The sequence below is a fragment of the Flavobacteriaceae bacterium GSB9 genome, assembly GCA_022749295.1.
In the GTDB taxonomy this organism is placed as follows: domain Bacteria; phylum Bacteroidota; class Bacteroidia; order Flavobacteriales; family Flavobacteriaceae; genus Flavisericum.
In genome coordinates this window covers 752,155-779,045 of the sequence record CP062007.1, presented here as the reverse complement: position 1 = coordinate 779,045, position 26,891 = coordinate 752,155, and the positions used below count along the sequence as shown (strand labels likewise).

The following is a 26,891-nucleotide window of genomic DNA, read 5'->3' as shown; positions in this document are numbered from 1 at the left end:
GTGAAATACCGTTAGGGCTCATTTCATAGGTTAATGTTTATTTGGTTCCTAAATATACGGGACCTGTAAGAGGACTACGTCCGCTGTCCCTTAAATTTATGATATAATAATATGTGCCGTTCGGAAGTTTACCAGCACTTCCGAATGAAGAACTCGGTGAGCTACCATCCCAGTCGCCTTTGGAGCCGGTGGTATCCATGCTCCCCAACGTGTAATTGTTGGACTCGAAGACTAGTGCACCCCAACGATTAAATATTTTTACTTCAGCCACAAAACCACAGAGGTCTATGCCAGCAATATCAAAAGTATCGTTGTAACCATCACCATTTGGAGTAACTGCTTTAGAAATGATTACAGTATCTTCTCCACAAGGTAGTACCTTACACTTGGCGTCTACAACCATAGTAACATCAGTTATGTTGATACATCCATTTTCCAATCCGGTAAAGCGGAGTACATAGGTAATGCCTTCGGTGTTCGGGTTGAACTCTTCGGTAAAGGCATCCTCTAAGTTCGTAGGGTCGAAAATATCGCCATTTATTGTAGCTATTGGGTTGCCCTCAATGATTTCCCAGGTTCCGTTCGAAGTGTTATCCGAAAGGAAATTTCTAAGGTTAACTGTGCCATCATCAAAGCATCTAGGGTCTTCACTGGTATCAATCTCTGTATAAACTTCATCCAAAGAGACATTTACGGTCTGTGTATAGATAGCTTCGTTGCTACAGGCATCACTAACTGTCCAAGTCCTGATAACTTGGTAATCTGCTAATACGGTCTCATCGAACGTATTGATTTCTTCAAACTCAACGGTTACGTTGGTCGAACAATTATCGGTAAACTCTAGTTCGGGAGCGTTTCCAATGTCGATACAGCTGGTGTTGATGGTCTCTTGAAAGGCGGTTGTCGGTACAGGTGCCGTTGTATCCTCCACAGAAATGTTCTGTGTGTGTGTTGTTGTTAATCCACATTCGTCGGTAGCCGTCCATGTGCGTACAATGATGTAAGTGTTCGCACAATTGCCGTTGGTCCTAGCATCGCTTACTGTTACCGTGGCATTGCCGCAGTTATCTGTGGCCGTTAAGGTAGTGGCTTCAGGAATCGCATCGCATTCCACGGTGATGTCCCTTGGTAATGCCTCAACAAAAGTTGGAGGCGTGGTATCTTGTACAGTAATGATTTGTGTGTGTGCTGTTTCCAGTCCGCACTCGTCGGTTGCTGTCCATGTACGTGCAATGGTGTAGGTGTTCGCACAATTGCCATCGGTTCTGATGTCACTTACCGTAACCGTTGCTGTTCCACAGTTATCTGTGGCGGTCAGTGTTTCAGCAGTAGGCACCGCATCACATTCCACAGTTGTATCCGTTGGAAGTGCTTCAACAAAAGTAGGAGCTGTTGTGTCTTGAACAGTTATAGTTTGAGTATGTACGGTTTCTAAACCACATTCATCAGTAGCCGTCCAAGTTCTCTCCAGTGTATAGTTAGAAGGACAATCGCCATCGGTTCTTACTTCATTGAAAGTTACCGTAGCAGTTCCACAGTTATCTGTGGCGGTCAGTGTTTCAGCAGTAGGCACCGCATCACATTCTACAGTTGTGTCCGTTGGAAGCGCTTCAACAAAAGTAGGGGCGGTTGTGTCTTGAACAGTTATAGTTTGTGTATGTACGGTTTCTAAACCACATTCATCAGTAGCCGTCCAAGTTCTCTCCAGTGTATAGCTAGAAGGACAATCACCATCGGTTCTTACTTCATTGAAAGTTACCGTAGCAGTACCACAGTTATCTGTGGCGGTCAGTGTTTCAGCAGTAGGCACCGCATCACATTCCACAGTAGCATCAGCAGGTAGCGCTTCAACAAAAGTAGGAGCTGTTGTGTCTTGAACAGTTATAGTTTGTGTATGTACGGTTTCTAGACCACATTCATCCGTAGCCGTCCAGGTACGAGCTAACGAGTAGCTAGAAGGACAATTACCATCGGTTCTTACTTCATTGAAAGTTACCGTAGCAGTACCACAGTTATCTGTGGCGGTCAGTGTTTCAGCAGTAGGCACCGCATCACATTCCACAGTTGTATCCGTTGGAAGCGCTTCAACAAAAGTAGGGGCGGTTGTGTCTTGAACAGTTATAGTTTGTGTATGTACGGTTTCTAGACCACATTCATCCGTAGCCGTCCAAGTTCTCTCCAGTGTATAGCTAGAAGGACAATCACCATCGGTTCTTACTTCATTGAAAGTTACCGTAGCAGTACCACAGTTATCTGTGGCGGTCAGTGTTTCAGCAGTAGGCACCGCATCACATTCCACAGTAGCATCAGCAGGTAGCGCTTCAACAAAAGTAGGAGCTGTTGTGTCTTGAACAGTTATAGTTTGTGTATGTACGGTTTCTAGACCACATTCATCCGTAGCCGTCCAGGTACGAGCTAACGAGTAGCTAGAAGGACAATCGCCATCGTTTCTAACTTCATTGAAAGTTACCGTAGCAGTACCACAGTTATCTGTGGCGGTCAGTGTTTCAGCAGTAGGCACCGCATCACATTCCACAGTAGCATCAGCAGGTAGCGCTTCAACAAAAGTAGGAGCTGTTGTGTCTTGAACAGTTATAGTTTGTGTATGTACGGTTTCTAGACCACATTCATCCGTAGCCGTCCAGGTACGAGCTAACGAGTAGCTAGAAGGACAATCACCATCGGTTCTTACTTCATTGAAAGTTACCGTAGCAGTACCACAGTTATCTGTGGCGGTCAGTGTTTCAGCAGTAGGCACCGCATCACATTCCACAGTAGCATCAGCAGGTAGCGCTTCAACAAAAGTAGGAGCTGTTGTGTCTTGAACAGTTATAGTTTGTGTATGTACGGTTTCTAGACCACATTCATCCGTAGCCGTCCAGGTACGAGCTAACGAGTAGCTAGAAGGACAATCGCCATCGGTTCTTACTTCATTGAAAGTTACCGTAGCGGTACCACAGTTATCGGAAGCCGTAAGCGTTTCAGCAGTAGGCACCGCATCACATTCCACAGTAGCATCAGCAGGTAGCGCTTCAACAAAAGTAGGAGCTGTTGTGTCTTGAACAGTTATAGTTTGTGTATGTACGGTTTCTAAACCACATTCATCCGTAGCCGTCCAGGTACGAGCTAACGAGTAGCTAGAAGGACAATCGCCATCGTTTCTAACTTCATTGAAAGTTACCGTAGCAGTACCACAGTTATCTGTGGCGGTCAGTGTTTCAGCAGTAGGCACCGCATCACATTCCACAGTTGTATCCGTTGGAAGTGCTTCAACAAAAGTAGGAGCTGTTGTGTCTTGAACAGTTATAGTTTGTGTATGTACGGTTTCTAGACCACATTCATCCGTAGCCGTCCAGGTACGAGCTAACGAGTAGCTAGAAGGACAATCGCCATCGTTTCTAACTTCATTGAAAGTTACCGTAGCAGTACCACAGTTATCTGTGGCGGTCAGTGTTTCAGCAGTAGGCACCGCATCACATTCCACAGTAGCATCAGCAGGTAGCGCTTCAACAAAAGTAGGAGCTGTTGTGTCTTGAACAGTTATAGTTTGTGTATGTACGGTTTCTAAACCACATTCATCAGTAGCCGTCCAAGTTCTCTCCAGTGTATAGCTAGAAGGACAATCACCATCGGTTCTTACTTCATTGAAAGTTACCGTAGCAGTACCACAGTTATCTGTGGCGGTCAGTGTTTCAGCAGTAGGCACCGCATCACATTCCACAGTAGCATCAGCAGGTAGCGCTTCAACAAAAGTAGGAGCTGTTGTGTCTTGAACAGTTATAGTTTGTGTATGTACGGTTTCTAGACCACATTCATCCGTAGCCGTCCAGGTACGAGCTAACGAGTAGCTAGAAGGACAATCGCCATCGGTTCTTACTTCATTGAAAGTTACCGTAGCGGTACCACAGTTATCGGAAGCCGTAAGCGTTTCAGCAGTAGGCACCGCATCACATTCCACAGTAGCATCAGCAGGTAGTGCTTCAACAAAAGTAGGAGCTGTTGTGTCTTGAATTGTGAAAGTCGCAGTGGTTTCAGAAGTGTTACCGCAGGCATCTTTAGCTGTAAATATCACCGTTGCGGAACCTGTGTTACCACAATCATCAATTAAAGAAGTGAAGTTGTTTGACCAGGTGATTGTTGAACAATTATCAGTTGCTGTTGCACCTCCATTTGAAGTTAACCAATCATTTAATTCTTGAGTATTTCCTGAACCATCACATTGAGTTGTGTATGCAGAGGCCTCAGTAGTTATGTCTGGAGCCGTTGTATCTTTTATAATATAAGTTGCAGTAGTTGAGCTTGAGTTATTGCATGCATCAGTAGCAGTGAAGGTTACCACAATTCCGTCACCATCACAATCTACAGCTGTGTTTTGACCGTAATCATTAGTCCAAGTTATCTCACTACAGTTATCAGAAGCCGTTGCACCACCATTATTATTTAACCAGTTTTGAAGTGCATCAGAATCTGTAACGCCACATTCGATTTCGATGTTGGTTGCCGCAATATCAATAGTAGGGTCGGTGGTATCTTCAATAGTAAATGTTGCCTGGGCAGTAATATCGTTACCGCACTCATCAGTTAGAGTGAAAGTCACGGTTTCCGAACCGGTAGCCCCGCACAGGTCGCTAAGACCGGCACTGTTATGTGTTACGGTAGCGTTACCACAAGAGTCAGAACCAGAGAAGCTGGTGAGCCAAGCGGCAAAAGCACCGCTAGGGTCAGCGGTACCGTCACATTGTACGGTCATATCGCTAGGGGCCACGTCCCAAGTGGGGTCGGTGGTATCTTCAATAGTAAATGTTGCCTGGGCAGTAATATCGTTACCGCACTCATCAGTTAATGTGAAAGTCACGGTTTCCGAACCGGTAGCCCCGCACAGGTCGCTAAGACCGGCACTGTTGTTTGTCACGGTAGCGTTACCACAAGAGTCAGAACCAGAGAAGCTGGTGAGCCAAGCGGCAAAAGCACCGCTAGGGTCAGCGGTACCGTCACATTGTACGGTCATATCGCTAGGGGCCACGTCCCAAGTAGGGTCGGTGGTATCTTCAATAGTAAATGTTGCCTGGGCAGTAATATCGTTACCGCACTCATCAGTTAGAGTGAAAGTCACGGTTTCCGAACCGGTAGCCCCGCACAGGTCGCTAAGACCGGCACTGTTGTGTGTCACGGTAGCGTTACCACAAGAGTCAGAACCAGAGAAGCTGGTGAGCCAAGCGGCAAAAGCACCGCTAGGGTCAGCGGTACCGTCACATTGTACGGTCATATCGCTAGGGGCCACGTCCCAAGTGGGGTCGGTGGTGTCTTCAATAGTAAATGTTGCCTGGGCAGTAATATCGTTACCGCACTCATCAGTTAGAGTGAAAGTCACGGTTTCCGAACCGGTAGCCCCGCACAGGTCGCTAAGACCGGCACTGTTGTTTGTCACGGTAGCGTTACCACAAGAGTCAGAACCAGAGAAGCTGGTGAGCCAAGCGGCAAAAGCACCGCTAGGGTCAGCGGTACCGTCACATTGTACGGTCATATCGCTAGGGGCCACGTCCCAAGTGGGGTCGGTGGTGTCTTCAATAGTAAATGTTGCCTGGGCAGTAATATCGTTACCGCACTCATCAGTTAATGTGAAAGTCACGGTTTCCGAACCGGTAGCCCCGCACAGGTCGCTAAGACCGGCACTGTTGTTTGTCACGGTAGCGTTACCACAAGAGTCAGAACCAGAGAAGCTGGTGAGCCAAGCGGCAAATGCACCGCTAGGGTCAGCGGTACCGTCACATTGTACGGTCATATCGCTAGGGGCCACGTCCCAAGTGGGGTCGGTGGTATCTTCAATAGTAAATGTTGCCTGGGCCGAGATATCGTTACCGCACTCATCAGTTAGAGTGAAAGTCACGGTTTCCGAACCGGTAGCCCCGCACAGGTCGCTAAGACCGGCACTGTTATGTGTTACGGTAGCGTTACCACAAGAGTCAGAACCAGAGAAGCTGGTGAGCCAAGCGGCAAAAGCACCGCTAGGGTCAGCGGTACCGTCACATTGTACGGTCATATCGCTAGGGGCCACGTCCCAAGTGGGGTCGGTGGTATCTTCAATAGTAAATGTTGCCTGGGCAGTAATATCGTTACCGCACTCATCAGTTAATGTGAAAGTCACGGTTTCCGAACCGGTAGCCCCGCACAGGTCGCTAAGACCGGCACTGTTGTTTGTCACGGTAGCGTTACCACAAGAGTCAGAACCAGAGAAGCTGGTGAGCCAAGCGGCAAAAGCACCGCTAGGGTCAGCGGTACCGTCACATTGTACGGTCATATCGCTAGGGGCCACGTCCCAAGTAGGGTCGGTGGTATCTTCAATAGTAAATGTTGCCTGGGCCGAGATATCGTTACCGCACTCATCAGTTAGTGTAAAAGTCACGGTTTCCGAACCGGTAGCCCCGCACAGGTCGCTAAGACCGGCACTGTTATGTGTTACGGTAGCGTTACCACAAGAGTCAGAACCAGAGAAGCTGGTGAGCCAAGCGGCAAAAGCACCGCTAGGGTCAGCGGTACCGTCACATTGTACGGTCATATCGCTAGGGGCCACGTCCCAAGTGGGGTCGGTGGTATCTTCAATAGTAAATGTTGCCTGGGCAGTAATATCGTTACCGCACTCATCAGTTAGAGTGAAAGTCACGGTTTCCGAACCGGTAGCCCCGCACAGGTCGCTAAGACCGGCACTGTTATGTGTTACGGTAGCGTTACCACAAGAGTCAGAACCAGAGAAGCTGGTGAGCCAAGCGGCAAATGCACCGCTAGGGTCAGCGGTACCGTCACATTGTACGGTCATATCGCTAGGGGCCACGTCCCAAGTGGGGTCGGTGGTGTCTTCAATAGTAAATGTTGCCTGGGCAGTAATATCGTTACCGCACTCATCAGTTAGAGTGAAAGTCACGGTTTCCGAACCGGTAGCCCCGCACAGGTCGCTAAGACCGGCACTGTTGTTTGTCACGGTAGCGTTACCACAAGAGTCAGAACCAGAGAAGCTGGTGAGCCAAGCGGCAAAAGCACCGCTAGGGTCAGCGGTACCGTCACATTGTACGGTCATATCGCTAGGGGCCACGTCCCAAGTGGGGTCGGTGGTGTCTTCAATAGTAAATGTTGCCTGGGCCGAGATATCGTTACCGCACTCATCAGTTAGAGTGAAAGTCACGGTTTCCGAACCGGTAGCCCCGCACAGGTCGCTAAGACCGGCACTGTTGTTTGTCACGGTAGCGTTACCACAAGAGTCAGAACCAGAGAAGCTGGTGAGCCAAGCGGCAAAAGCACCGCTAGGGTCAGCGGTACCGTCACATTGTACGGTCATATCGCTAGGGGCCACGTCCCAAGTAGGGTCGGTGGTATCTTCAATAGTAAATGTTGCCTGGGCCGAGATATCGTTACCGCACTCATCAGTTAGAGTGAAAGTCACGGTTTCCGAACCGGTAGCCCCGCACAGGTCGCTAAGACCGGCACTGTTGTTTGTCACGGTAGCGTTACCACAAGAGTCAGAACCAGAGAAGCTGGTGAGCCAAGCGGCAAAAGCACCGCTAGGGTCAGCGGTACCGTCACATTGTACGGTCATATCGCTAGGGGCCACGTCCCAAGTAGGGTCGGTGGTATCTTCAATCGTGAAGGTTGCAGTAGTTTCACTAAAGTTTCCACATTCATCAGTTGCTCTAAAGGTTACTACAGCAGCACCTGTTATTCCACATTCATCAGAAATAGTATCACCAACTTTAGTCCAGGTTACCGATCCACAAGAATCTGATGCGGTTGCTCCGCCATTGTTGTTCAACCAATCTGAAAATTCAGTGCCATTAGAACTACTGCATTCTACTGTACTATTACTAGCTTCAGTAGTAATTGTAGGGGCAATATTATCTTCAACGGTAATGGTTTGAATAAGATCTGTTGTGTTCCCGTCAGGGTCGGCTAAAGTGTAAGTTCTAGTTACAATATAAGGGTCACCAACGCAACCAGCACCACCATTGTTACTATCATTTACGGTTACTGTTACAGTACCACCACAGTTATCAGCTTCATCGGTTATTTCTTCAATATCGGCTACAGGAATATTATCTATACACTGTAGGTTAGAAATATCACTAGGAGCTGTGCCTGTTGGGGGGGTATTATCATTTACCGTTACATTAAAACTACACTGTGTAGAATTTCCGCATGAATCGGTAACTTCATAAGTTACTACAGTATTTCCTATTGGAAAGGTGGCGCCAGATGGTAATCCAGCTATTAAAGAAGTAGAAACACCTGAGGTTGTTGAGGCACCAACAGGTGTTGTGTAATTTACAATAGCATTACATGTTCCAGAATCATTATTTACTGTGATATCACCTGGACAAGTAATAGTAGGTTCTTCATAATTAAGAGTTATTGACTCATTAATTGTAAGTTCATTACAGGGCACAATGCCATCAGGATCAATAACTGTTAGTGAATAATTATAGGTGCCATTAGCTGCATAAGTATGAGTTGGGTTTTGTTCATTACTAACAGGGGTGCCATCTCCAAAATCCCAAGTATAAGTTGTATTTGGACCAGCATTACTTGCGCCTGCCTGAAAATCGACAGATAACCCACAATTATTTGAAGTACTTGGGGTTGTCGTTACAGGTGTTGATGTTACACCTTCTTTAAAACTAATTTCAACATCAGCGTAAACATCAATAGTTGTTTCCTCGCATGCAGTACTTAAAGGTACGGAAACGTTAATTCTTAACACATAATCACCTGCAACATCTACATTAATTGTAGGGTCTGGTACATCGGTTGCAGAAAAAGTAACCGTACCAGGACCTGAGATTTGCTCCCAATAGTAAGTTGGACTTCCATCTACAAACCCATTCAGTTGAATATTTAAATCAGTCGGGCCAACACAAACTTCATTATCAGATCCAGCAATAACATCAAAATCTGGATCTAATTGAATGGTGCCACCAGCTTCGATAACTTCTTCGAAGGTCACACATACGTTTCCTCCGCCTGAACAGGCAGCATATTCAGTAGTGCCTATAAATATTCTTTTGGTATTACTACACGAGCTGGTGGTAGAACCTATAGCGCCTGTAGTACTTCCTATGTCAGTTGTGTTTTCAATTTCAATCGCCGTATTTGGAGCTAAAACCAAAGACACATTATTAGCTGTCCATAATATTTGTCCACCATCTTCAATAACAACTCTGTTAATCGCATTTGGAATAGTTGTATCGGCATACAATAAAATTTGTGTGCCACTAGGAATGGTTAAAGTCCCAGAACACCCCGTATTATTAATCCAGGTAACTAATTCTGCTCCTGATATGGTACCGTTATTATCAAGATCGGTTGCTGATGTAACAGTACAATCTGCACTAGCCCTTGAAAGCCCCATGAACAAAAAAACTATAAGTAATAGGTATAGCTTTTTAGGCGAGCTTACTTTTATTAGACGATTAAGAGTAATTTTTTTCATAATTCAAATAGATTACAGCTAATTCACAAATATTTTAGATATCTATGAGCAACAAGTCATAAATAAATTTTTAATTGTCACAAAGTCCTTGGAGGGAAAGAACAGAAAGGGAATGCATTTACAGTAAATGCGGTTATTTAGGATTAATTTTCGATTTTGGGACATAATGTTAAATTTAGTAGGTGATAATTATGTAAATCTAAATATCTGTTGAATATTTTTTAATCAAATTTTTTGACCTTTAGTACTATTAATGAACTAATTTGCCTAAAGAATGGTTGTACCTTTGATACTTCCAACTTTGACAGTAAGTACTTTGGCCGATTAACATATCAACCTTTAAAAGAGTTGTAGAAAGAAAAAATCGAATAAGTAAGGCATTGAATTTCAACGCTACTTTTAATTGAGAAATTAGATTTGGGGTCATAACTTTAAGTATTTGTAGGTAAAACAAAAGAACAGATATATCTAAAACTGTTCAAAATTTAATGGTCAATAGCTTAAAAATTCGATTAAAAGTATTCTTTCAGTCTTTTGTCGGGTATTATTAGTTTTATAACGGTTACCAATTCATGTCAATTAAATATTTTATAAATAATAATTTGAACTTTTATTTTATAATAAATTAATTTTCACACGCTTTACAGAGCAAATAAATTGAATTTTATCGATAAAAACAACTTTTTATCGATAAAAAACTCTTTTTGTCGATAATAAACGCATTTAATCGGAGACTGTAAAGACATTAATTTTAGTTAGACATGCCAAATCTTCAATGAAACATGATGTTATTGACCAAAATGTTCATAAAGTCACAGTGCTTTTTAATCACTTAAAAGATGTTAGGGCAATTGCACCTTGGCCTAGGAAGTTTAAATTGATAACTCACAAAAATTTCATGTGACCCTGAGCTGTAGACTCTTAGGTTAGATGTATTGAATTCGTAGGAATAGCCAAATCGCAGGGCGTCAGAAGCTTTTATGGTAACATAGCCACCCATAGCATCATTAATGCGATGTGCTACACCTAGCCATAACACTTCATTTATTAAAAAATTAGCTGTTAAATCTAGTGAAACAGGTGAGCCATTAGTATATTTTAACATGACTGTAGGCTTAAATTTTACTTGCGGATTAAATTCTAACATATAGCCACCAGCCAAATAATAGCTAGCTCTTTCAATAGCTTCGTATGTGATATCTGTTTCATTTGTATAGCTAATTATCCGAGGAGATGACAAGCTTATAAACAACTCATCTGACCTTAAATAGAATCCAACTCCAAAATTGGGCTTCCATTTATTAAATATTTTATCAAGATATTCGTCGTTAGCAGCAGATTGGTCCATTAATAAATCGGAATCGAGCCCATATTTACTCATCCCACCTTTTAAACCAAAGGAAAATCGATAAAAATCATTGAGGATAATCATATAAGATGCATCGGCATAGACATATGTTGTGTTTTCGTAACCAAGTTCATCTTTAATAAGTGAGAGCCCTAATCCTAAATGGCTTTTAGGAACTGAAGAATCTACAGCAAGTGTTTGTGTTATTGGTGCACCGCTAACACCAACCCATTGGTTTCTGTTTAAAAAAGTTACAACCATGGCTTCTCTACTGCCAACATAAGCAGGGTTAATAGAGGTTGTATTGAACATATATTGGCTAAATTGTGGTAATTGTTGGCCTGCAACCAAAAAAGGAAGTAAAATTAAAAGTAAGTAGAAATTTTTCATTTGATTACTCTTTACATTTTATTATTTCGTCCCGAAATAAATATATCCTTGAATGGGTTTTAATCCGCTATTAATTAAGTCAACAATATAATAGTAGGTTCCTGTAGGTAGTTTTTCAGCATTGCCAGATGCATTTTTTGGAGCCGTACCTTGCCATGTATTGTCATAGTCGTTTGATTCAAAAACTTTAGTACCCCAACGATTGTATATCTGAACTTTTACTTTGATATCACAAGTACTTAAATCGTCAATAGCTTCATTTAATTTGTAAAAAACATTAAAGGTATCATTGCGTAGGTCGTTATTTGGAGTTAATATTTTTGAAATATCGACATCTTCAGTTGAACTTATACATGAATAAACAATACAGTCATCATTTAAATCAATATTGAATTGGTTGATGATTTTACAGGAGTTGTTTGTTGTTGTATAAGAGAATACATAGTTTCCTTCTGGAACAGTATTGGGGTCAAAAACGTTTACGTTAAGAACAGTCATGTCTGAACCCGTCCAGTTGCCATTATCACTTGTGTTTATCAAACTATTTAAATCAATAATAGGGTCGCTAATACAGACATTCAAAGCGGTGGTTGTTGTTTCATTATATGAACTCATGTGTATTACTTGCTCAAATGAATTTGTATTATTACACATATCGGTAGCAGTCCAAGTCCTTCTTATATCATAATTTTCAGAATCTATAATAGTTTTTTCTTCATTAAATGTAACAGAAACATTTGATGTGCAATTATCAGAAAAGGTTACTGCAGGTGGAGAAGGCTCAACGGCACAGTTTAAATAGATTTCAGGGTCTAATTCAACATCTATCTGTGGTTTTATATCATCAATTATAAATATATTATGGTTTACATCCTTATAGTTGCCACAGCCATCGGTAATACGATATGTTCTTATAATAACATCGTCGCAATTTTTAGTGCCAGTTTCTTCAGTTAAAAAAGTTATGGAAAAATCTCCGTTATTGTCTGAAGCAACAGTTACAACATCAGGGTTTATAAGAGGTATATCATTAACGCAACTAACTATTGTGTCTATAGGATTGTTGCCGGTAGGGGGTACGTTGTCTATTATTTCAATAATATGGTTAACATCAGTATAATTACCACAGCTATCTGTAACGCGATAAGTTCTTGTAATTATTTCACTACATGTTTCGTTGTTTGACGTTTCATCGATATAAGTAACCACTGGGACACCACAATTATCATCTTCATCTGTAACAATTAAAGGGTTAGGTTTGGGTATACTATTGGTATCGGGTACTACTGTTTTTTGGGGATTGCTTGCCGTAGGAGCAATGGTATCATGAATTATTATTTGCTGTGTGATGTCTGTAAAGTTTCCACAGGCATCAGATACTCTATATGTTCTTGTTATGGTTTCGGGGCATGATAAGCTGTCAGAGACATCAGAAAAGTATACTACTGTTGGTGAGGTATAATTATCAGTGGCGTCTGAAACTAAATTAATATCTGGGCTAGGAATATGGTTATTACAGGTTAGTTGTATGGCAGCTAAATTACTAGCTGTTGGGGGTACATTATCATTTATAACGATATTATGACTAACATTTATTGAGTTTCCACAGGCATCAGTAACACTATATATTCTTGTTAGTATTTCTTCACAAGTATTTTGGGTTTTCGTTTCAGAAACGAAAACAACAGTAGGAACCCCGCAATTATCTGCTTCGTCAATAATAATAGTAGGGTCCTGAGCAGGAATTGCATCGTTGTTATCTAGATAGGTGGTATCAGGATTACTAGCAGTTGGAGGCGTGTTATCTTGAATGGTTATTTGTTGTTCTAATTCTATATAATTACCACAATCATCGCTAACACGATAGGTTCTTGTTATAATTTCGGGACAGGTTTGCCCGTTGCTAACATCTGAAATAAAAGAAACTACTGGGATTGAGCAATTATCTTGAGCATCAGATATTACATTGCTATCGGGTTCAGGTATATCATCGATACATTCAACTTGTATAGCATCTGGCGCACTTGCGGTTGGCAATGTTGTATCTTCAATCGTAATAGTTTGTATTAGTAGGGTCTCATTATTGCAATCGTCGGTAACACTATAGGTTCTGGTGATGACCTCTGAGCAAGAATTGGTGGTTGCTACATCTGAAACAAAAGCAACAGCAGGGGTTGAACAATTGTCAGCCGTTTCAATAATACTATTTGGGTCGGCTTCGGGAACCAGGCTGATACATTGGTAGTTTGCATCAGGGGGAGCAGTTCCTGTAGGTGGTGTCGTGTCATGAACTGTTATAATTTGTTCTAAAAAAATAGAATTGTTACACGAATCGGTAACACTGTAAGTTCGGGTAATGGTTGTCGGGCATGAATTAGCATCGTTATTATCTGAAACCCAGGCCACTTGAGGCGTTCCGCAATTATCCATTTCATCCGTAATAATATTTATATCGGCAGGAGGCACATCTTCAATACATAGCACAAACACAGGTTCTGGGTTTGTTGCTGTTGGGGCAATATCGTCATTAATAATAATGGCTTGTTTAACATCAATATAATTTCCACAATCATCAGAAATACGATAAGTTCGTGTGATGGTTTCCGGACACAGCCCACTATCAGAGACATCGGAAACCCATGAGATTGTTGGTGTAGAACAATTATCTATTGCATCGGTTACAATAGTTGTACTAGGGGCAGGGATGTCTGATGCACACTGTATATTTATAGGGTCTGGATTACTTGCAGAAGGAGGTTTGGTATCATTTATTTCAATGGTTTGTGTGGCAGTCTCTGATTTGTTACAACTATCAACAACTGTAAATGTTCGTGTTATTGTTAAAGGACAGACTCCTGAAACCACGTCGATATAAGTAAGAGATACCAAATCGTTGAATAAGACAATACTTCCTCCTATGCTATTAAATTCAGCTTCTGTGATATTTACAGCACTAGAGCTAAACGTTAAAAGCGGTATATCTGTTGCACTACAACCTTCGATACTACTATTGGATGGTGCATAAATCTCTGGTGGAAAATTCGAATTAAAACTAGGTATTGCTATTTCGTGAGTATCATAATCTTTGGTATCGCTTACTGTTAAACTAACTGTATAAGGCCCGGTGCTTTCATATGTATGCGATGGGGCTTCTAATGAACTTGTAGCACCATCACCAAAATCCCATAAAAAAGTATAAGTATATGGAGGCACTCCACCTCGAGTAGTTGAAGTAAAATCTAGAGTATTGGGAGTAGAACAACTTGAACTGTATTCAAAATTTGTGATTAAAGGCCCTTGAACATCTATGGATGGAATTTGGTAGCATTTAGCACCATTACACCCACAGCCTTTGCTTGCGTTTGGTTGCCAGGACATGTAAAAATCTTTAAGAACAATTTGATCACCACAGCCCCAGTTAAAAGTGTATAAATTCATTAGAATGTCAGTGGGAACACTTTCGTACTCGTAATAGCAGCTGTCAACCGTTTCCATAAACGTCCCATTTATGTAAACATTAAAATGAATATAAAGCGAGTATCTGTCGGCAGCACTATTAGTTATAAAGTTTGTCCAAATATGTGTTTCTAGGTTTAAGCCCAAGTCGCAATAACCAGGTGAGTAAGGGGTGCCATTTTCGTCACCTAAATAAAAATAATCTAATGTATAATCATTTGCTGTACATGAGGCTTTTTCACAGACCACCGTTTGGCCATTGATTACATAGCCAATGATAAAAACGACAAGAAATGTTAGGGTTGGTTTAGTTTTCATTAGGTTAAATTTAGATTTGGGGCTAATTTATCCTGTTTGTGTTTTTGTCAGTTTTTTAGATTTCATTTCATAGCTTTAATTTAAGAGCTAAAGATATAAAAAAATCTTTAAAAAGACATAAAAACACGATGAAATGCATTTTTTGTAAATTTATTCTTATTTGTTATACTCGTTTTAAACTGTGTTTTTAAGTAATTCAGTTTTAAAAATTGTAGATTTCGGTCAAAGTATGTAAAATACGTTAAGTCGCTAAAAATCAAAAACCAAAGCGTTTTATCTTATTTTTAATCAAACTTTATGAGGTTTAGAAAGTTTAATTTGTAAATAATATATTTATGATCAACAACTTGTAGTTGTTTACGTAAATTTACAGTAGAAAAAAAGGAAATAAAAGTTATTTAATTAAGCAAGATGAAAAAACTAATTTTAATTAGACACGCTAAATCATCATGGGAACATAATGTTATTGATCATGAAAGACCCTTAAAGACAAGAGGTTTTAACGATGCTGATATAGTTTCAAAGAATATAAAAAAAAAGAATTTCAATATAGACTTTGTGCTATCTAGTGATGCTCTACGAGCAAAAACAACTGCTAAAATATTTATTAAAAACCTTGGTATTAAAGAGAATATTATTGAACTGAATCATGATTTATATGATTTCTCTGGAGAAAATCTAACCCAAACTATTAAAAACTGTGATGATATAGTAAATAGCCTCATGGTCTTCGGGCATAACCATGCCATAACTGCTTTTGTGAATACCTATGGAGACCAATACATTGTTAACGTACCAACTACAGGTGTTGTGGTTTTACAATTCGATATAAAAAAATGGGCAAATCTTAAACCAGGAAAAACTGTAATGACGCTATTTCCCAAAGATTTAAAATAAAAAGGCTTATATATTCGAATAATTAAAAGCTTATTTAACATTATGTTTATTAATCATTTTAGATTAAATTTTTGGATGAAATAGAATATATTTGTTTTTTGACAAACACAGAACACTTTTTTGATGGCTAAATTGGAAATTCCTACAGATAATAAATATATAAACAGAGAAATTAGTTGGCTACAATTTAATTCTAGAGTACTACAAGAAGCTGAAGATGAAACAGTTCCACTTATAGAAAGATTAAGGTTTTTAGGTATTTTTTCAAATAATTTAGATGAATTTTTTAAAGTACGCTATGCTACCGTTAAACGAATTGTTGAAGCAGGAAAAGGGGGCAAGAGCGAATTAGGAGGTATTAGGGCCGAAGAGCTTTTAGAAATAATAACCCAGATTGTAATTAAACAACAAACAGAAAGTTTACGGGTTTTACAAGCCATAAGAATAAAACTTAAAGAAGAGAATATTTATGTTATTGACGAAACACAAATAACTAGTTCTCAACACGATTATATTAAAGAGTATTTTCTCAAAACGGTAAGTCCGGCACTGGTAACCATAATACTTAACGATTCTGTAGTGCTTCCTAATTTAAAAGATAGTGCTGCATACCTGGCTGTAAAAATGTTAATGCCAGAAGGCAAAAAACAATTTGCGCTCATCGAAATACCCAAAACTGTAGATCGGTTTGTTGTGCTCCCAAAACAAGGCGACAAGGACTATATTATTATGGTTGATGATTTGTTGAGGCATTGTTTAAGCGATATATTCAACATTTTCGAATACAAAAGTATTAGTGCGCACATGATAAAAATCACTCGAGATGGCGAATTAGATTTCGAAAGTGATTTAAGTAAAAGTTTTATCGAAAAGATCTCCGATAGTGTAAAGCATAGGCAGGTTGGCGAACCGGTGAGGTTTGTTTACGATAAAACCATAAATAAAGAAACACTGCAATACTTAATGAATAAAATGGGTATTGATAGTACAGATAGTATCATTCCGGGTGGGAGATACCATAACAGAAGGGATTACATGGGCTTTCCTAGTTTAGGGAGAAACGATTTAATGTATGAAAAGATAGAAGCCCTCCCTATAAAAGGACTAAGCTTACAGGACAGTATATTCAAAGCCATAGCCAAAAAAGATTATTTGCTACACGCGCCTTATCAAACGTTTTCTTATGTTGTTAAATTTTTAAGGGAAGCAGCCTTAGATCCTACTGTAAAAACAATTAAAATAACGATTTACCGATTGGCCGAAATTTCACATATCGCCAGTTCTTTAATTAATGCTGCCATAAACGGAAAGTCGGTTACTGTTTCCATTGAGCTGCGAGCCCGATTTGACGAACAAGCCAATATCGATTATGCGCAACAGATGAAAGATGAAGGGGTTAATCTTATTTTTGGTGTACCAGGGCTTAAAGTACACAGCAAAATGTGCGTTATTGAACGTGAGCAAGGAAAAAACAAAAAGCTAAAGCGTTATGGTTTTATAAGTACAGGAAACTTTAATGAATCTACAGCAAAAGTTTATACAGATTTTACCTTGTTTACTGCAAACCAAAAGATATTAAAAGACGTCGATAAAATATTTTTATTTTTTGAAGCCAACTATAAAATTAACCGATACAAACACCTCGTTGTTTCGCCACATTTTACCAAAAAGGCCGTTTTTAAATTAATCGACGACGAAATAAAAAAAGTGAAACAGGGTAAAGAAGGCTTAATCAGGCTCAAAATGAACAGTATTTCCAGTTACCCGATGGTCGATAAACTTTATGAAGCAAGTAGAGCAGGTGTAAAAGTTCAAATGATTGTAAGGGGGCTGTGCTGTTTAATACCTGGTGTTGAAGGAATGAGCGAAAATATAGAAGTTATTAGTGTTGTTGATAAATTCTTAGAACATTCCAGGATATATATTTTTGGTAAAGACGAAGAAACGAAGCTCTACATTTCATCTGCTGATTGGATGACCAGAAATATTGAAAATCGAGTAGAAGTAAGTTGTCCCATTTATGATGAAGCGATTAAGCAGGAAATTATCGATACATTTAATATAAGCTGGAACGATAATGTAAAAGCAAGATGGCTCAACGACGGTCAGAAAAATGAATATCGCATTAACGATAAACCAAGAATTAGGTCGCAGTTTGCTACTTACGACTATTACCAAAAAAAATTAGAAGATTAACATGCTCTCAATTAAAAAATTTGCAGCTATAGATATTGGTTCTAATGCTGTTAGGTTATTAATTTCAAACATAATAGAAGAAAAAGGAAAGCCTGTAACATTTAAAAAAAATTCGTTGGTGCGTGTTCCTATTCGTTTGGGAGCAGATGTTTTTGTTAAGAATAAAATTTCTAAAGAAAACACAGAACGCATACTCGATACCATGTTGGCCTTTAATCTTCTTATGAAATCCCACAAAGTGGTAAAGTATAAAGCTTGTGCCACTTCTGCTATGCGCGAATCCTCTAACGGACAAAAAATTGTCGAACAAGTTTTAGAGCATTCGGGTATCAGTATTGATGTAATTGGAGGAGAAGAGGAAGCAGCAATAATCGCCGCAACCGATTTAGATAAATACATCGATCCCAACAAGACCTATCTTTATGTAGACGTTGGAGGTGGTAGCACAGAGTTTACCGTTATAGACAGAGGAAACCAAGTAGCATCTCGGTCTTTTAAAATAGGTACGGTACGTTTATTAAACGATATGGTTAAAAATGAATCTTGGCAGGAACTCAGGGAGTGGATTGGAGAAAACGTTAAAGATTACGATAAGATTTCGGTTTTAGGTTCTGGAGGAAATATTAACAAAATATTTAAAATTTCTGGAAAGTCAATAGGTAAGCCACTTTCGTATTTTTATATGACTTCGTATTACAACACGCTTCAATCGTATTCTTACGAAGAGCGTATTACCGAGTTGAGTTTAAATCAAGATAGGGCAGATGTCATTATTCCTGCCATGCGAATCTACCTTTCAGCTATGAAATGGAGTGGCGCTAAGAACATCTATGTTCCAAAAATAGGACTGGCAGATGGTATCATAAAAAGCATATACTACGATACTGTTTCGAGCAATACACAGTAAAATTTTGCACTTCAGCCTTTATTGTTGCTGTTTTTTAAATTTATAATATATATTCGTGGTTGTTAATTGCTTATTATTAATTGTAACCCAAATCTATTAATAATGAATTAAGCCAATAATTAATCTGCTTTAATCAAGGTTAAAATGGCTAATCACATCTGATAGATTTAAAAAAATACACAGATGAAAAAAATTTTACTCTTAACAGTACTTAGTTTGTCCTTTTATGGTTTTTCTCAAAATCAAGAGTTGCTTAGCGTTAGTTCCACAGTTGAAACCAATGAAAAAGGTTCTACCTTTCAAGGTGTAAAATATGGCGTTAGGGCTGGTTATACCATATCGCATTTAGATTTTGATGGTGTGCCAATCATGGAAAATAAACACCGAAACAGTATGTATATTGGTTTTTTTGCTAATATTGGAATGTCTAGAACATTATCAATTGTGCCCGAGCTTCAGTTTTCTGCTGAAGGCGCCAAAGCTGAAGTTTTAAATTTAGATTATATACAAATGCCGGTATTTTTCAGGTTTAGATTCAGTGAAAAATTTCATGCTGGTTTAGGACCACAGATAGGATTGAAAGTGCATAAAGAAGACGACGGCATGAAAAACCTTGGCTATTCTGGTGTAGCTGGTGTCGAATACAAAATAAATTATGCGTTATACGCTGAAGCTAGATACATTTATGGTCTATCCAATGTTTTTGATGATGGCACAGGCGTAACGGCCAAGAATCGAAACATACAACTAGGTATAGGTTATAAGTTTTAACCGTGTACGGTTTCACTTTTACTTAAGCCTTTCATAATTTCAGCCTCATATTCAAGAAGTTGGTTCCATTTTTCATCAACTTCTTTTTTATTGCCATACTTTCTGGCAAAGCCCAAAAACATAGTGTAGTGGTTAGCTTCGCTCACCATAAGTTTTCTGTAAAATTCGGCTAGTTTTTTATCTTCCAACTCTTCAGAAAGTAACCTAAAACGTTCGCAGCTTCTGGCTTCAATTAATGCCGCATAGAGCAAACGGTGTACTAACTGGTTGGTTCTGCTACCTCCTTTAGGAAAGAATTTCATAAGCTGCACTACATAGTCGTCACGACGGTCTCTTCCCAAAGTCCACCCACGCTCGATAATAATATCGTGTACCATTTTAAAATGGCTGATTTCCTCTTTTACCAAAGCCGTCATTTCTTGTACCAATTCGGTATATTCTGGAAAGGTTACTATTAACGAAATGGCCGTGCTGGTTGCCTTTTGTTCGCAAAACGCATGGTCGGTTAATATTTCTTCAATATTTTTTTCTACAATATTTACCCATCGTGGGTCTGTTGGTAATTTTAGTCCGAGCATAATATATAATTTTAAGAGACTATTCTTTTAATAAAATACTTCCCGCTTTTATTAATTTTTAACATGTAAGCTAAACCATCCTGGTTATCTGGGAAAATGATATTTGTGAACAAATAAACATGTTCATTGTTATTGATAAAATCAGACTTTAATATGGTGCCTGATTTAATAGCAGTAGTTTTCAGGCTAGCAAACACCTTATCATTTTTAATTAAAAATAAATCATCAATAGTTTCACTAAAAATCAATTCGCCGTCTTTTTCTACCGTGACTTCAGACACCCAATCTCTGTAAATATCAGTACGCATTGTAAAACTATCTGTTTGGTATTGATGTGATACCGAATTTTCCATATCGGTATAATTTTTAATTTTTATTACAAAACCGTTGCTTAAAATAGTATCGGTTTTAACTTCGGAATAGGTTTTCGGAATATATTCCACAATTTCGATGGGTGTAATGGAATCCTTAAATTTTTGAATCGATTCTTTTAAGGCATCCCTTTGGGTTTTTCTTCCATCGCAATTTGTTAGCGTTAAACCAAAAACCAAAATTGGTATGAAACTTATTTTATACATCCAAATCGAAGGTTTTTCTTAAAACATCAATATTAGGGTTTTTTTCCTTCAGCTTTTCAAACTTTTCTAAAGGCGTATATGCGTATTGTTTTTCCTTAACGTCATTTACGGTAATAGATAAGTTTATGTCGTAATTATTAAGCGCTTTCCGAACATAAGCCAAAAGCTCGTACTGCTGGCGTTCAAGTTCCAACTTATTGGTTTCATTAGGAAACTCTAAATGCGCAACGGTACCTATTACCTTGGGTTCGTCGATGGATAAAATGGAGGCTAAATTGTGTTTGCCGCTTTTGGTGAGGTTTTCGGTGTAAGTCTTCCAAATATTGAGGAATTCTTTTTCGGTAAATGGTTCTTTAGGCAGTTCTTCTTCATTAACCACCACTTCCATCTGTTTTATTTGGTGCTCCTTTTTAGCTCTTATGCTTTTTAACGAAAGTCCAGAAGTACGTTTGCTTTGCGCATTTAAGTCAATCTTTGGAGGTTCTTTTACTTGGAAGGCTTCAGCCGATTTATTTGCATCAGACTTAAATGTATTGGGGGTTTGTTCAGTAGTTTCTTCAGAATTAGTTGTTGCTTCTTTCTTTTCTGGAGTCTTTACCGGAATAGGAGTAATGCCCTTATTTTTAAAATAGGAAGCCGGAATTATGTAATGTTTGCTATTTTTTTTTTCTCCATCGAAAGTGATAGAGGCAAGTTGCATAAGGCAAAGTTCAACGAGTAACCGCTGATTTTTACTGGTTTTGTATTTGAGGTCGCACTCGTTGGCGAGATTGATGCCTTGCATTAAAAATTCTTGAGAAGCCTTTTTCGATTGCTCTAAATATTTGGCTTTGGTTTGTTCGCCAACTTCTAAAAGCGGAATGGTCTGTTGGTTTTTGCAAACCATTAAATCCCTAAAGTGAGATGCCAATCCGGAGATGTAATGGTGCCCATCAAAACCTTTCGATAGCGTATTGTTGAATAGTAGTAAAAGCTCCGGAATTTTATTTTCTAAAATAAGGTCGGTGCTTTCAAAATAGGTTTCGTAATCGAGTACGTTTAAGTTTTCGGTAACCGCTTGACGTGTTAAGTCCTTTCCAGAAAAACTTACGACACGGTCGAAAATAGAAAGTGCATCACGCATAGCACCATCGGCCTTTTGGGCAATAATGTGCAACGCATCGTCTTCTGCACTTATGCCCTGTTCTTCGGCAATGTATTTAAGGTATTCTTTGGCATCATTAACCGTTATGCGTTTAAAATCGAAAATTTGGCAACGCGATAAAATAGTAGGGATTATTTTGTGCTTTTCGGTGGTTGCCAGAATAAAAACACAATGTTTGGGAGGTTCTTCCAAGGTTTTTAAAAAGGCATTGAAAGCAGCTTGCGAAAGCATGTGAACCTCATCAATAATATACACTTTATATTTCCCTATTTGCGGTGGAATACGAACTTGGTCGGTAAGGTTTCTAATATCGTCTACCGAGTTGTTCGATGCGGCATCCAACTCAAAAATATTAAACGAAAAATCTTCGTCTTGTTTTTCGCTGCCGTCACTGTTAATCATTTTTGCCAAAATACGGGCACAGGTGGTTTTACCTACGCCACGTGGACCAGTAAACAGCAGGGCTTGTGCCAAATGGTTATTTTCAATGGCATTCAATAACGTATTGGTAATGGCCTGTTGCCCCACGACATCTTTAAATGTTTGGGGTCTGTATTTACGGGCCGATACAATAAAATGCTCCAAAGTTTACTGAATTTCTGTTTTGAAATATTATCAAAAAGCAGCATTTTTTAAATGCCAACAATAAAAAAAACAAAAACAAAGTTAAACATTCAATTTATAATTGAAAATTCAAGATATAGAATTTGCTAGTAGTTATTAACAAAAATAAAGCAGAGTGAAGCGATAAAGGTACTGCATTATTGACATAACATCTTCAGAGTAGTAAACGTAATTAGTTTGTGCTTACATCAAATTATTAATAAAACCTAGATTTTAAGCAATTTCAATTGTACTTTTGCAGTAAGTAAATCGCCTTATCGCTGCTAATTTTATAGTGGAGGAAAGTCCGAACACCGTAGTGCAACATAGTGGTTAACTGCCACCGGCCGTGAGGTTAGGAATAGTGCAACAGAAAGAATGTACAGGTTAAGCTGTAGTGAAATCAGGTAAACTCTATGAGGTGCAATGTCATGTAAACCAACGCTTGAGGGCGGCACGCTCGATTGTTGGAGGGTAGACAGCTAAAATGTACTGGTAACAGTGTATTCAGATAAATGATAAGGGTTGCGTCACTTGGCGTAATACAGAATTCGGCTTATAGATTTGCTTGAAAATAAACAACCCTTCTTATTAGCTTAAGAAGGGTTTGTTTTTTTTTAATGTTTCCCAGATAATTAATTATTTACTTCGGAGAGTAGGATAGATCCCGTCTTATCTTACCATCATAAGATTCGAATCTAGATACATATTTCATCATATTACCAAAAACTTCATGTCTCATATCTCCTAAAACTTCATTGTTTTCTTTAGATTTGATAGCAGCATCAACATCATCTTTAGATGAAATGGCAACCAAATAATAACTTTCTGGGTTTCCAAAACCGCTATTATAAATACGATAATATTCTTTAGAATCCTTACTCGTATACATCTCTTTTACTGCTTTTAGAGCATCGTATAATTTTTTTTGGTTTGAAGGGGTATAATAAAGAAAATAATATTCTCTGTTATCCATTCCTTCTTGCGTTTGAGAGAAGCCTTCTGGCATATAGGTTAAACTCTTTGAAAGAGAAATAACGTAATCTGTATGCGAATCATAACACTTATCGAAACGGGTAAACATATCTGTAAATTTATCACCCATCTCTTCTGCCATGGCTTTAAATGGACGTTCGTCTAGTTCTGAAAAACTATTCAATGGACTCACGTACATGTATTTAAAGTCATTCGTTACAGAGGTAATCCATTTTACAGCGGGGGAATGCTCTTCACAAGCTTCAATAAATTCTTTAGAAATTTGCTCGTATTCAGCAACCATTGATGGTTTAACGTTATCTAAATGAATTCGATACATTTGTTGTGATTGTATAGTAGTAGGCCACACACATAGCAGCAAAACTGTGATTATTAATTGTTGATAGGATTTCATAATTTCTTTAAGTTTAGTTGGTTATTCTTCAGATGTACTTTCCTCGGCTTCCATCTTTGATATCTCTATAGCTTTTAGAGCTTTTGTAATGGGAGCAGTGTCGTAATACACATATTCTTCAACGATTTTACTGTTTATAAATTGAGCCGTTAAATGTACTGGAATCGCTATTTTTTCGCTATTTTCCTTAAGGGTACCATTCCAGATGCCCCAATAGTTAACCCAGGTTTCACCATCTTTGTCAATAACCATTTCAGAAAAAGCCCCTTTGTCTTGAAATCCATAGGAAGAGAAATTGGAATTCATATTTTGAAGGTTAACCAAATTTTCTTCTGGAGATATTGGTTTTATGCTATTGTGATGAATTTTAGCTGTGTCGACAAAGTTAGACTTCCAACTATTCCAATCTTGAGCCTCATAGGCTTTAATGCCGGCTTTTAAAATGTCAATTTCTGGTGATGACTCGAAGTAACGCTGTGGTTTGTTTTGGCATGCAATAAATATGGTTATTGCCAAGCCTAGTAAAAAGAACTTTTTCATTTGATTTATGGTTTTAAAGGTTAGTGTTTCTTAAATAAACCATAAACAAATCCAACAAAAAAACCTTGTCTTTTATTGATGTGAAGTTATCTATGAGTAGAGCCAGGACTCTTAAGGAGAATTCTAATTTACTGAAAAAAAATGAATTAAGTTGCGGTTTTGGTTAATCTTTTTCAAAAAAGCTAAAAACACTACCGCCATAGCTTTTGGAATAATTGAAATGTTCTTCTTCAGACAGGTTGGTGTGTTTTGAGTGCTCTACAACCAAAGTACCTTCTTCTAATAAAAAATTGTTTTTAAAAACCAATTCGGGGATTTTCGCAAATTGCTCATCGGTAAAATTATAAGGTGGATCTGCGAAAATAATATTGGCTTTCATAGTGGCTTTTTCTAAAAACTTAAAAACATCCGATTTAATGGTTTCTATAGGCATATTAAAAGTTTCGGCCGTTTCGTTTATAAATTTTAAACAGCCAAAATGTTGGTCAACACTAGTAATGTTTAATGTGCCTCGCGAGGCAAATTCGTAGCTTATATTGCCAGTGCCAGCAAATAGATCTATAACTGAAATTTCATCAAAATAGTATAAATTATTTAGTATGTTAAATAGCGATTCTTTGGCCATATCGGTTGTTGGCCTGACTGGTAAATTTTTTGGTGGCAGTATTTTTCTGCTTTTGTATAATCCTGAAATAATGCGCATTAAAAGCTTTTTATTATGGCGTAATTACTGTGAGGGCGAAATGGTTGGGCAAAGCTTGCATACTTGTAATTATCTTCGCGATGCCCTAAAAATACAAACCTGACATATTTATAAGTAATAATGTAAAGGTCGTCGGTAGCATCAATTTCTCCCAAAAAGATAAGGTTTATGGTTTCTGGGTTTAGTTTTAATTGTTCAAAACAGAACAAAATATAATAAATAAAATCTTCTTTTGTTCTGTAAACAAATGAGTTGTACAATAGCAGTGATCCGTTTTTTACAATAAGAATTTCAAAATGGCCCTTGCTAACGTTAATATAGGCTTTTGTTGTTTCAAGGTTTTTTTCTGACTTTAAAACCTCTTCTATAAGCACCGTAGAAACATGATTGAAGGTGAAATCGCCAAATTTTTCGTAAATGAAATTGTTGATGTTGATATAAGGCACATATACATTAACGCTTTGGTTTATAGAAATAGTGTCGTAAGTAATATAATCAGACTTTAAAATTTTAGAATTGAACTTGAGGTAATCGGCCAAGTAATTTTCGTTAAATAAGGCTTTGGGGACAAGGGTGGACAAGTTGTTGTCGTGAATAACCTTAACGTCTTTAAAAGGCTGCTGTAAGGCTTCTTCTGTATCAAAACATCCTTTTAAAAAGTCGAGGACCTCAAAAGGGATGAGTTGTTTTTCAAAATCGTGTGTTTTTAAAAAACTTATGGTTTGTGTTTCGTTATTTAATATACAAAAAGAAAGTCCACTCAAACTTATTTGAATGGACAGTTCTAGATTGTTATGTTTCTTATTTTTATTATTCGTTGGCACCATATGTTTTAGGCCAGTTTCCTGCTGTATTAACCTCTTCCATGGATCCTACTTTTAAGGCGTCGCCATTAACACCGTCAACAGAAACAACTTGGTTTTCTTGAACCAGTAGGTCTTTGTTTTGGTCGTAAAGAATTACATCTTTTTTAACAGAGGCTTCAAATACGGGGATGTATAATTTGTTTTGTTCTATGTGTGAAGCATCCATTTTAAACTTAGCTCCAGGCTCTCCTACAGGAACGTTCATCATAGTTTTGTAACGTCCAGTATTGCCAAAAAGCGAATCTTTAACAGGTACAAAGCCTAGAGTGTCAATAATTACAATGTCTTTATAAGTATCAACGCCGTAACGTCTTGTCATTTCCTCATCAATAATACTCGAATCGCGTCGTTGGGTAATGGTAAACTCTGCGGTATCAACAAATTTGATTAAATTATCAAAGTTTTTAGCGAACTTACCAGTTACTTGTTTGTGCGCCAATTGAGAGTTTCTAATGTCTTTTAAGCTTTCAATTACTTGTAAGTAGCGCTTGTTCTTTACTTTGTTAAATTGTATAGGCTCATAAATAGACATATAGGTTTTGTAACCCAAAAATACTATGAGTACCCATAGCAGGATGTTTAAAATAGGTTTAAACTTAGGCGGTATAAATTTGTCGACCAGCTTCACTAAGCCAATTGTAACTAAAATTACTGCAACAGCAATAAGAATAAAATTTAACATAGTCTGTTATTTAATTAAATAAAGTTTATTAACGGTATTTAGCAAATCT

Annotated in this window: 15 protein-coding genes and 1 other RNA gene; 5 read left to right on the top strand and 11 right to left on the bottom strand. The window is 38.5% G+C overall.

The genetic code is table 11. The annotated features are described in order from the left end of the window. Positions 1-37: 37 nt before the first annotated feature. The 3 genes from GSB9_00681 to GSB9_00679 form a co-directional block, all read right to left on the bottom strand. Positions 38-9,475, bottom strand: coding sequence for a gliding motility-associated C-terminal domain-containing protein (locus GSB9_00681; GenBank protein ID UKM64134.1), 9,438 nt, complete (start codon positions 9,473-9,475; stop codon positions 38-40). An 832-nt stretch (positions 9,476-10,307) separates the two neighbouring features. Further along, positions 10,308-11,213: a type IX secretion system membrane protein PorP/SprF gene (locus GSB9_00680; protein UKM64133.1), complete on the bottom strand. Its 906-nt coding sequence runs from the start codon at positions 11,211-11,213 to the stop codon at positions 10,308-10,310. 21 nt (positions 11,214-11,234) lie between these two features. Further along, positions 11,235-14,987 carry a gliding motility-associated C-terminal domain-containing protein gene (locus GSB9_00679; GenBank protein ID UKM64132.1) on the bottom strand — a complete coding sequence of 1,251 codons (3,753 nt, stop codon included), beginning with the start codon at positions 14,985-14,987 and terminating at the stop codon, positions 11,235-11,237. 411 nt (positions 14,988-15,398) lie between these two features. Between GSB9_00679 and GSB9_00678 the strand changes: the two genes are divergently transcribed. From GSB9_00678 to GSB9_00675, 4 genes are all read left to right on the top strand, one after another. After that, entirely contained in the window at positions 15,399-15,884 is a 486-nt protein-coding gene (locus GSB9_00678; protein UKM64131.1) for a histidine phosphatase family protein, read from the top strand. A gap of 123 nt (positions 15,885-16,007) precedes the next feature. Further along, a complete protein-coding gene (gene ppk1, locus GSB9_00677; GenBank protein UKM64130.1) occupies positions 16,008-18,080 on the top strand; it encodes a polyphosphate kinase 1 in 2,073 nt (690 codons plus the stop codon). Between the two features lies 1 nt (position 18,081). After that, a complete protein-coding gene (locus GSB9_00676; GenBank protein UKM64129.1) occupies positions 18,082-18,987 on the top strand; it encodes a rod shape-determining protein in 906 nt (301 codons plus the stop codon). A 183-nt stretch (positions 18,988-19,170) separates the two neighbouring features. Beyond that, the gene (locus GSB9_00675; GenBank protein ID UKM64128.1) at positions 19,171-19,758 is read left to right on the top strand and encodes a PorT family protein; all 588 of its coding nucleotides are present in this window, start codon (positions 19,171-19,173) and stop codon (positions 19,756-19,758) included. On the opposite strand, the gene GSB9_00674 is transcribed toward GSB9_00675, so the two are convergent. Genes GSB9_00674 through GSB9_00672 form a run of 3 tightly spaced genes read right to left on the bottom strand, consistent with a single transcriptional unit; the run spans position 19,755 to position 22,643 of the window. Further along, a complete protein-coding gene (locus tag GSB9_00674) occupies positions 19,755-20,336 on the bottom strand; it encodes a tRNA-(ms[2]io[6]A)-hydroxylase (protein ID UKM64127.1) in 582 nt (193 codons plus the stop codon). The two genes, GSB9_00675 and GSB9_00674, sit on opposite strands and share 4 nt — an antisense overlap. Positions 20,337-20,347: 11 nt before the next feature. Further along, complete coding sequence (locus GSB9_00673) at positions 20,348-20,914, bottom strand: hypothetical protein (protein UKM64126.1); 567 nt, start codon at positions 20,912-20,914, stop codon at positions 20,348-20,350. Beyond that, a complete protein-coding gene (locus GSB9_00672; GenBank protein UKM64125.1) occupies positions 20,907-22,643 on the bottom strand; it encodes a DNA polymerase III subunit gamma/tau in 1,737 nt (578 codons plus the stop codon). The genes GSB9_00673 and GSB9_00672 overlap by 8 nt, the downstream gene beginning before the upstream one ends. A 280-nt stretch (positions 22,644-22,923) precedes the next feature. Here GSB9_00672 and rnpB point away from each other — a divergent pair. Further along, an RNA gene (rnpB, locus tag GSB9_03250) (RNase P RNA component class A) lies at positions 22,924-23,236 on the top strand. Positions 23,237-23,304: 68 nt separating this feature from the next. On the opposite strand, the gene GSB9_00671 is transcribed toward rnpB, so the two are convergent. The 5 genes from GSB9_00671 to GSB9_00667 all read right to left on the bottom strand — a co-directional run bounded on the left by GSB9_00671 (position 23,305) and on the right by GSB9_00667 (position 26,842). Beyond that, complete coding sequence (locus tag GSB9_00671; protein UKM64124.2) at positions 23,305-24,018, bottom strand: hypothetical protein; 714 nt, start codon at positions 24,016-24,018, stop codon at positions 23,305-23,307. 54 nt (positions 24,019-24,072) lie between these two features. Then, positions 24,073-24,591: a nuclear transport factor 2 family protein gene (locus tag GSB9_00670; GenBank protein ID UKM64123.1), complete on the bottom strand. Its 519-nt coding sequence runs from the start codon at positions 24,589-24,591 to the stop codon at positions 24,073-24,075. 163 nt (positions 24,592-24,754) lie between these two features. Continuing rightward, positions 24,755-25,294, bottom strand: a complete 540-nt coding sequence (locus GSB9_00669; protein UKM64122.1) for an RsmD family RNA methyltransferase — start codon at positions 25,292-25,294, stop codon at positions 24,755-24,757. Continuing rightward, the gene (locus GSB9_00668; protein ID UKM64121.1) at positions 25,294-26,121 is read right to left on the bottom strand and encodes a DUF3822 family protein; all 828 of its coding nucleotides are present in this window, start codon (positions 26,119-26,121) and stop codon (positions 25,294-25,296) included. The genes GSB9_00669 and GSB9_00668 overlap by 1 nt, the downstream gene beginning before the upstream one ends. Next, entirely contained in the window at positions 26,105-26,842 is a 738-nt protein-coding gene (locus GSB9_00667) for a hypothetical protein (protein ID UKM64120.1), read from the bottom strand. The genes GSB9_00668 and GSB9_00667 overlap by 17 nt, the downstream gene beginning before the upstream one ends. Positions 26,843-26,891 lie beyond the last annotated feature (49 nt).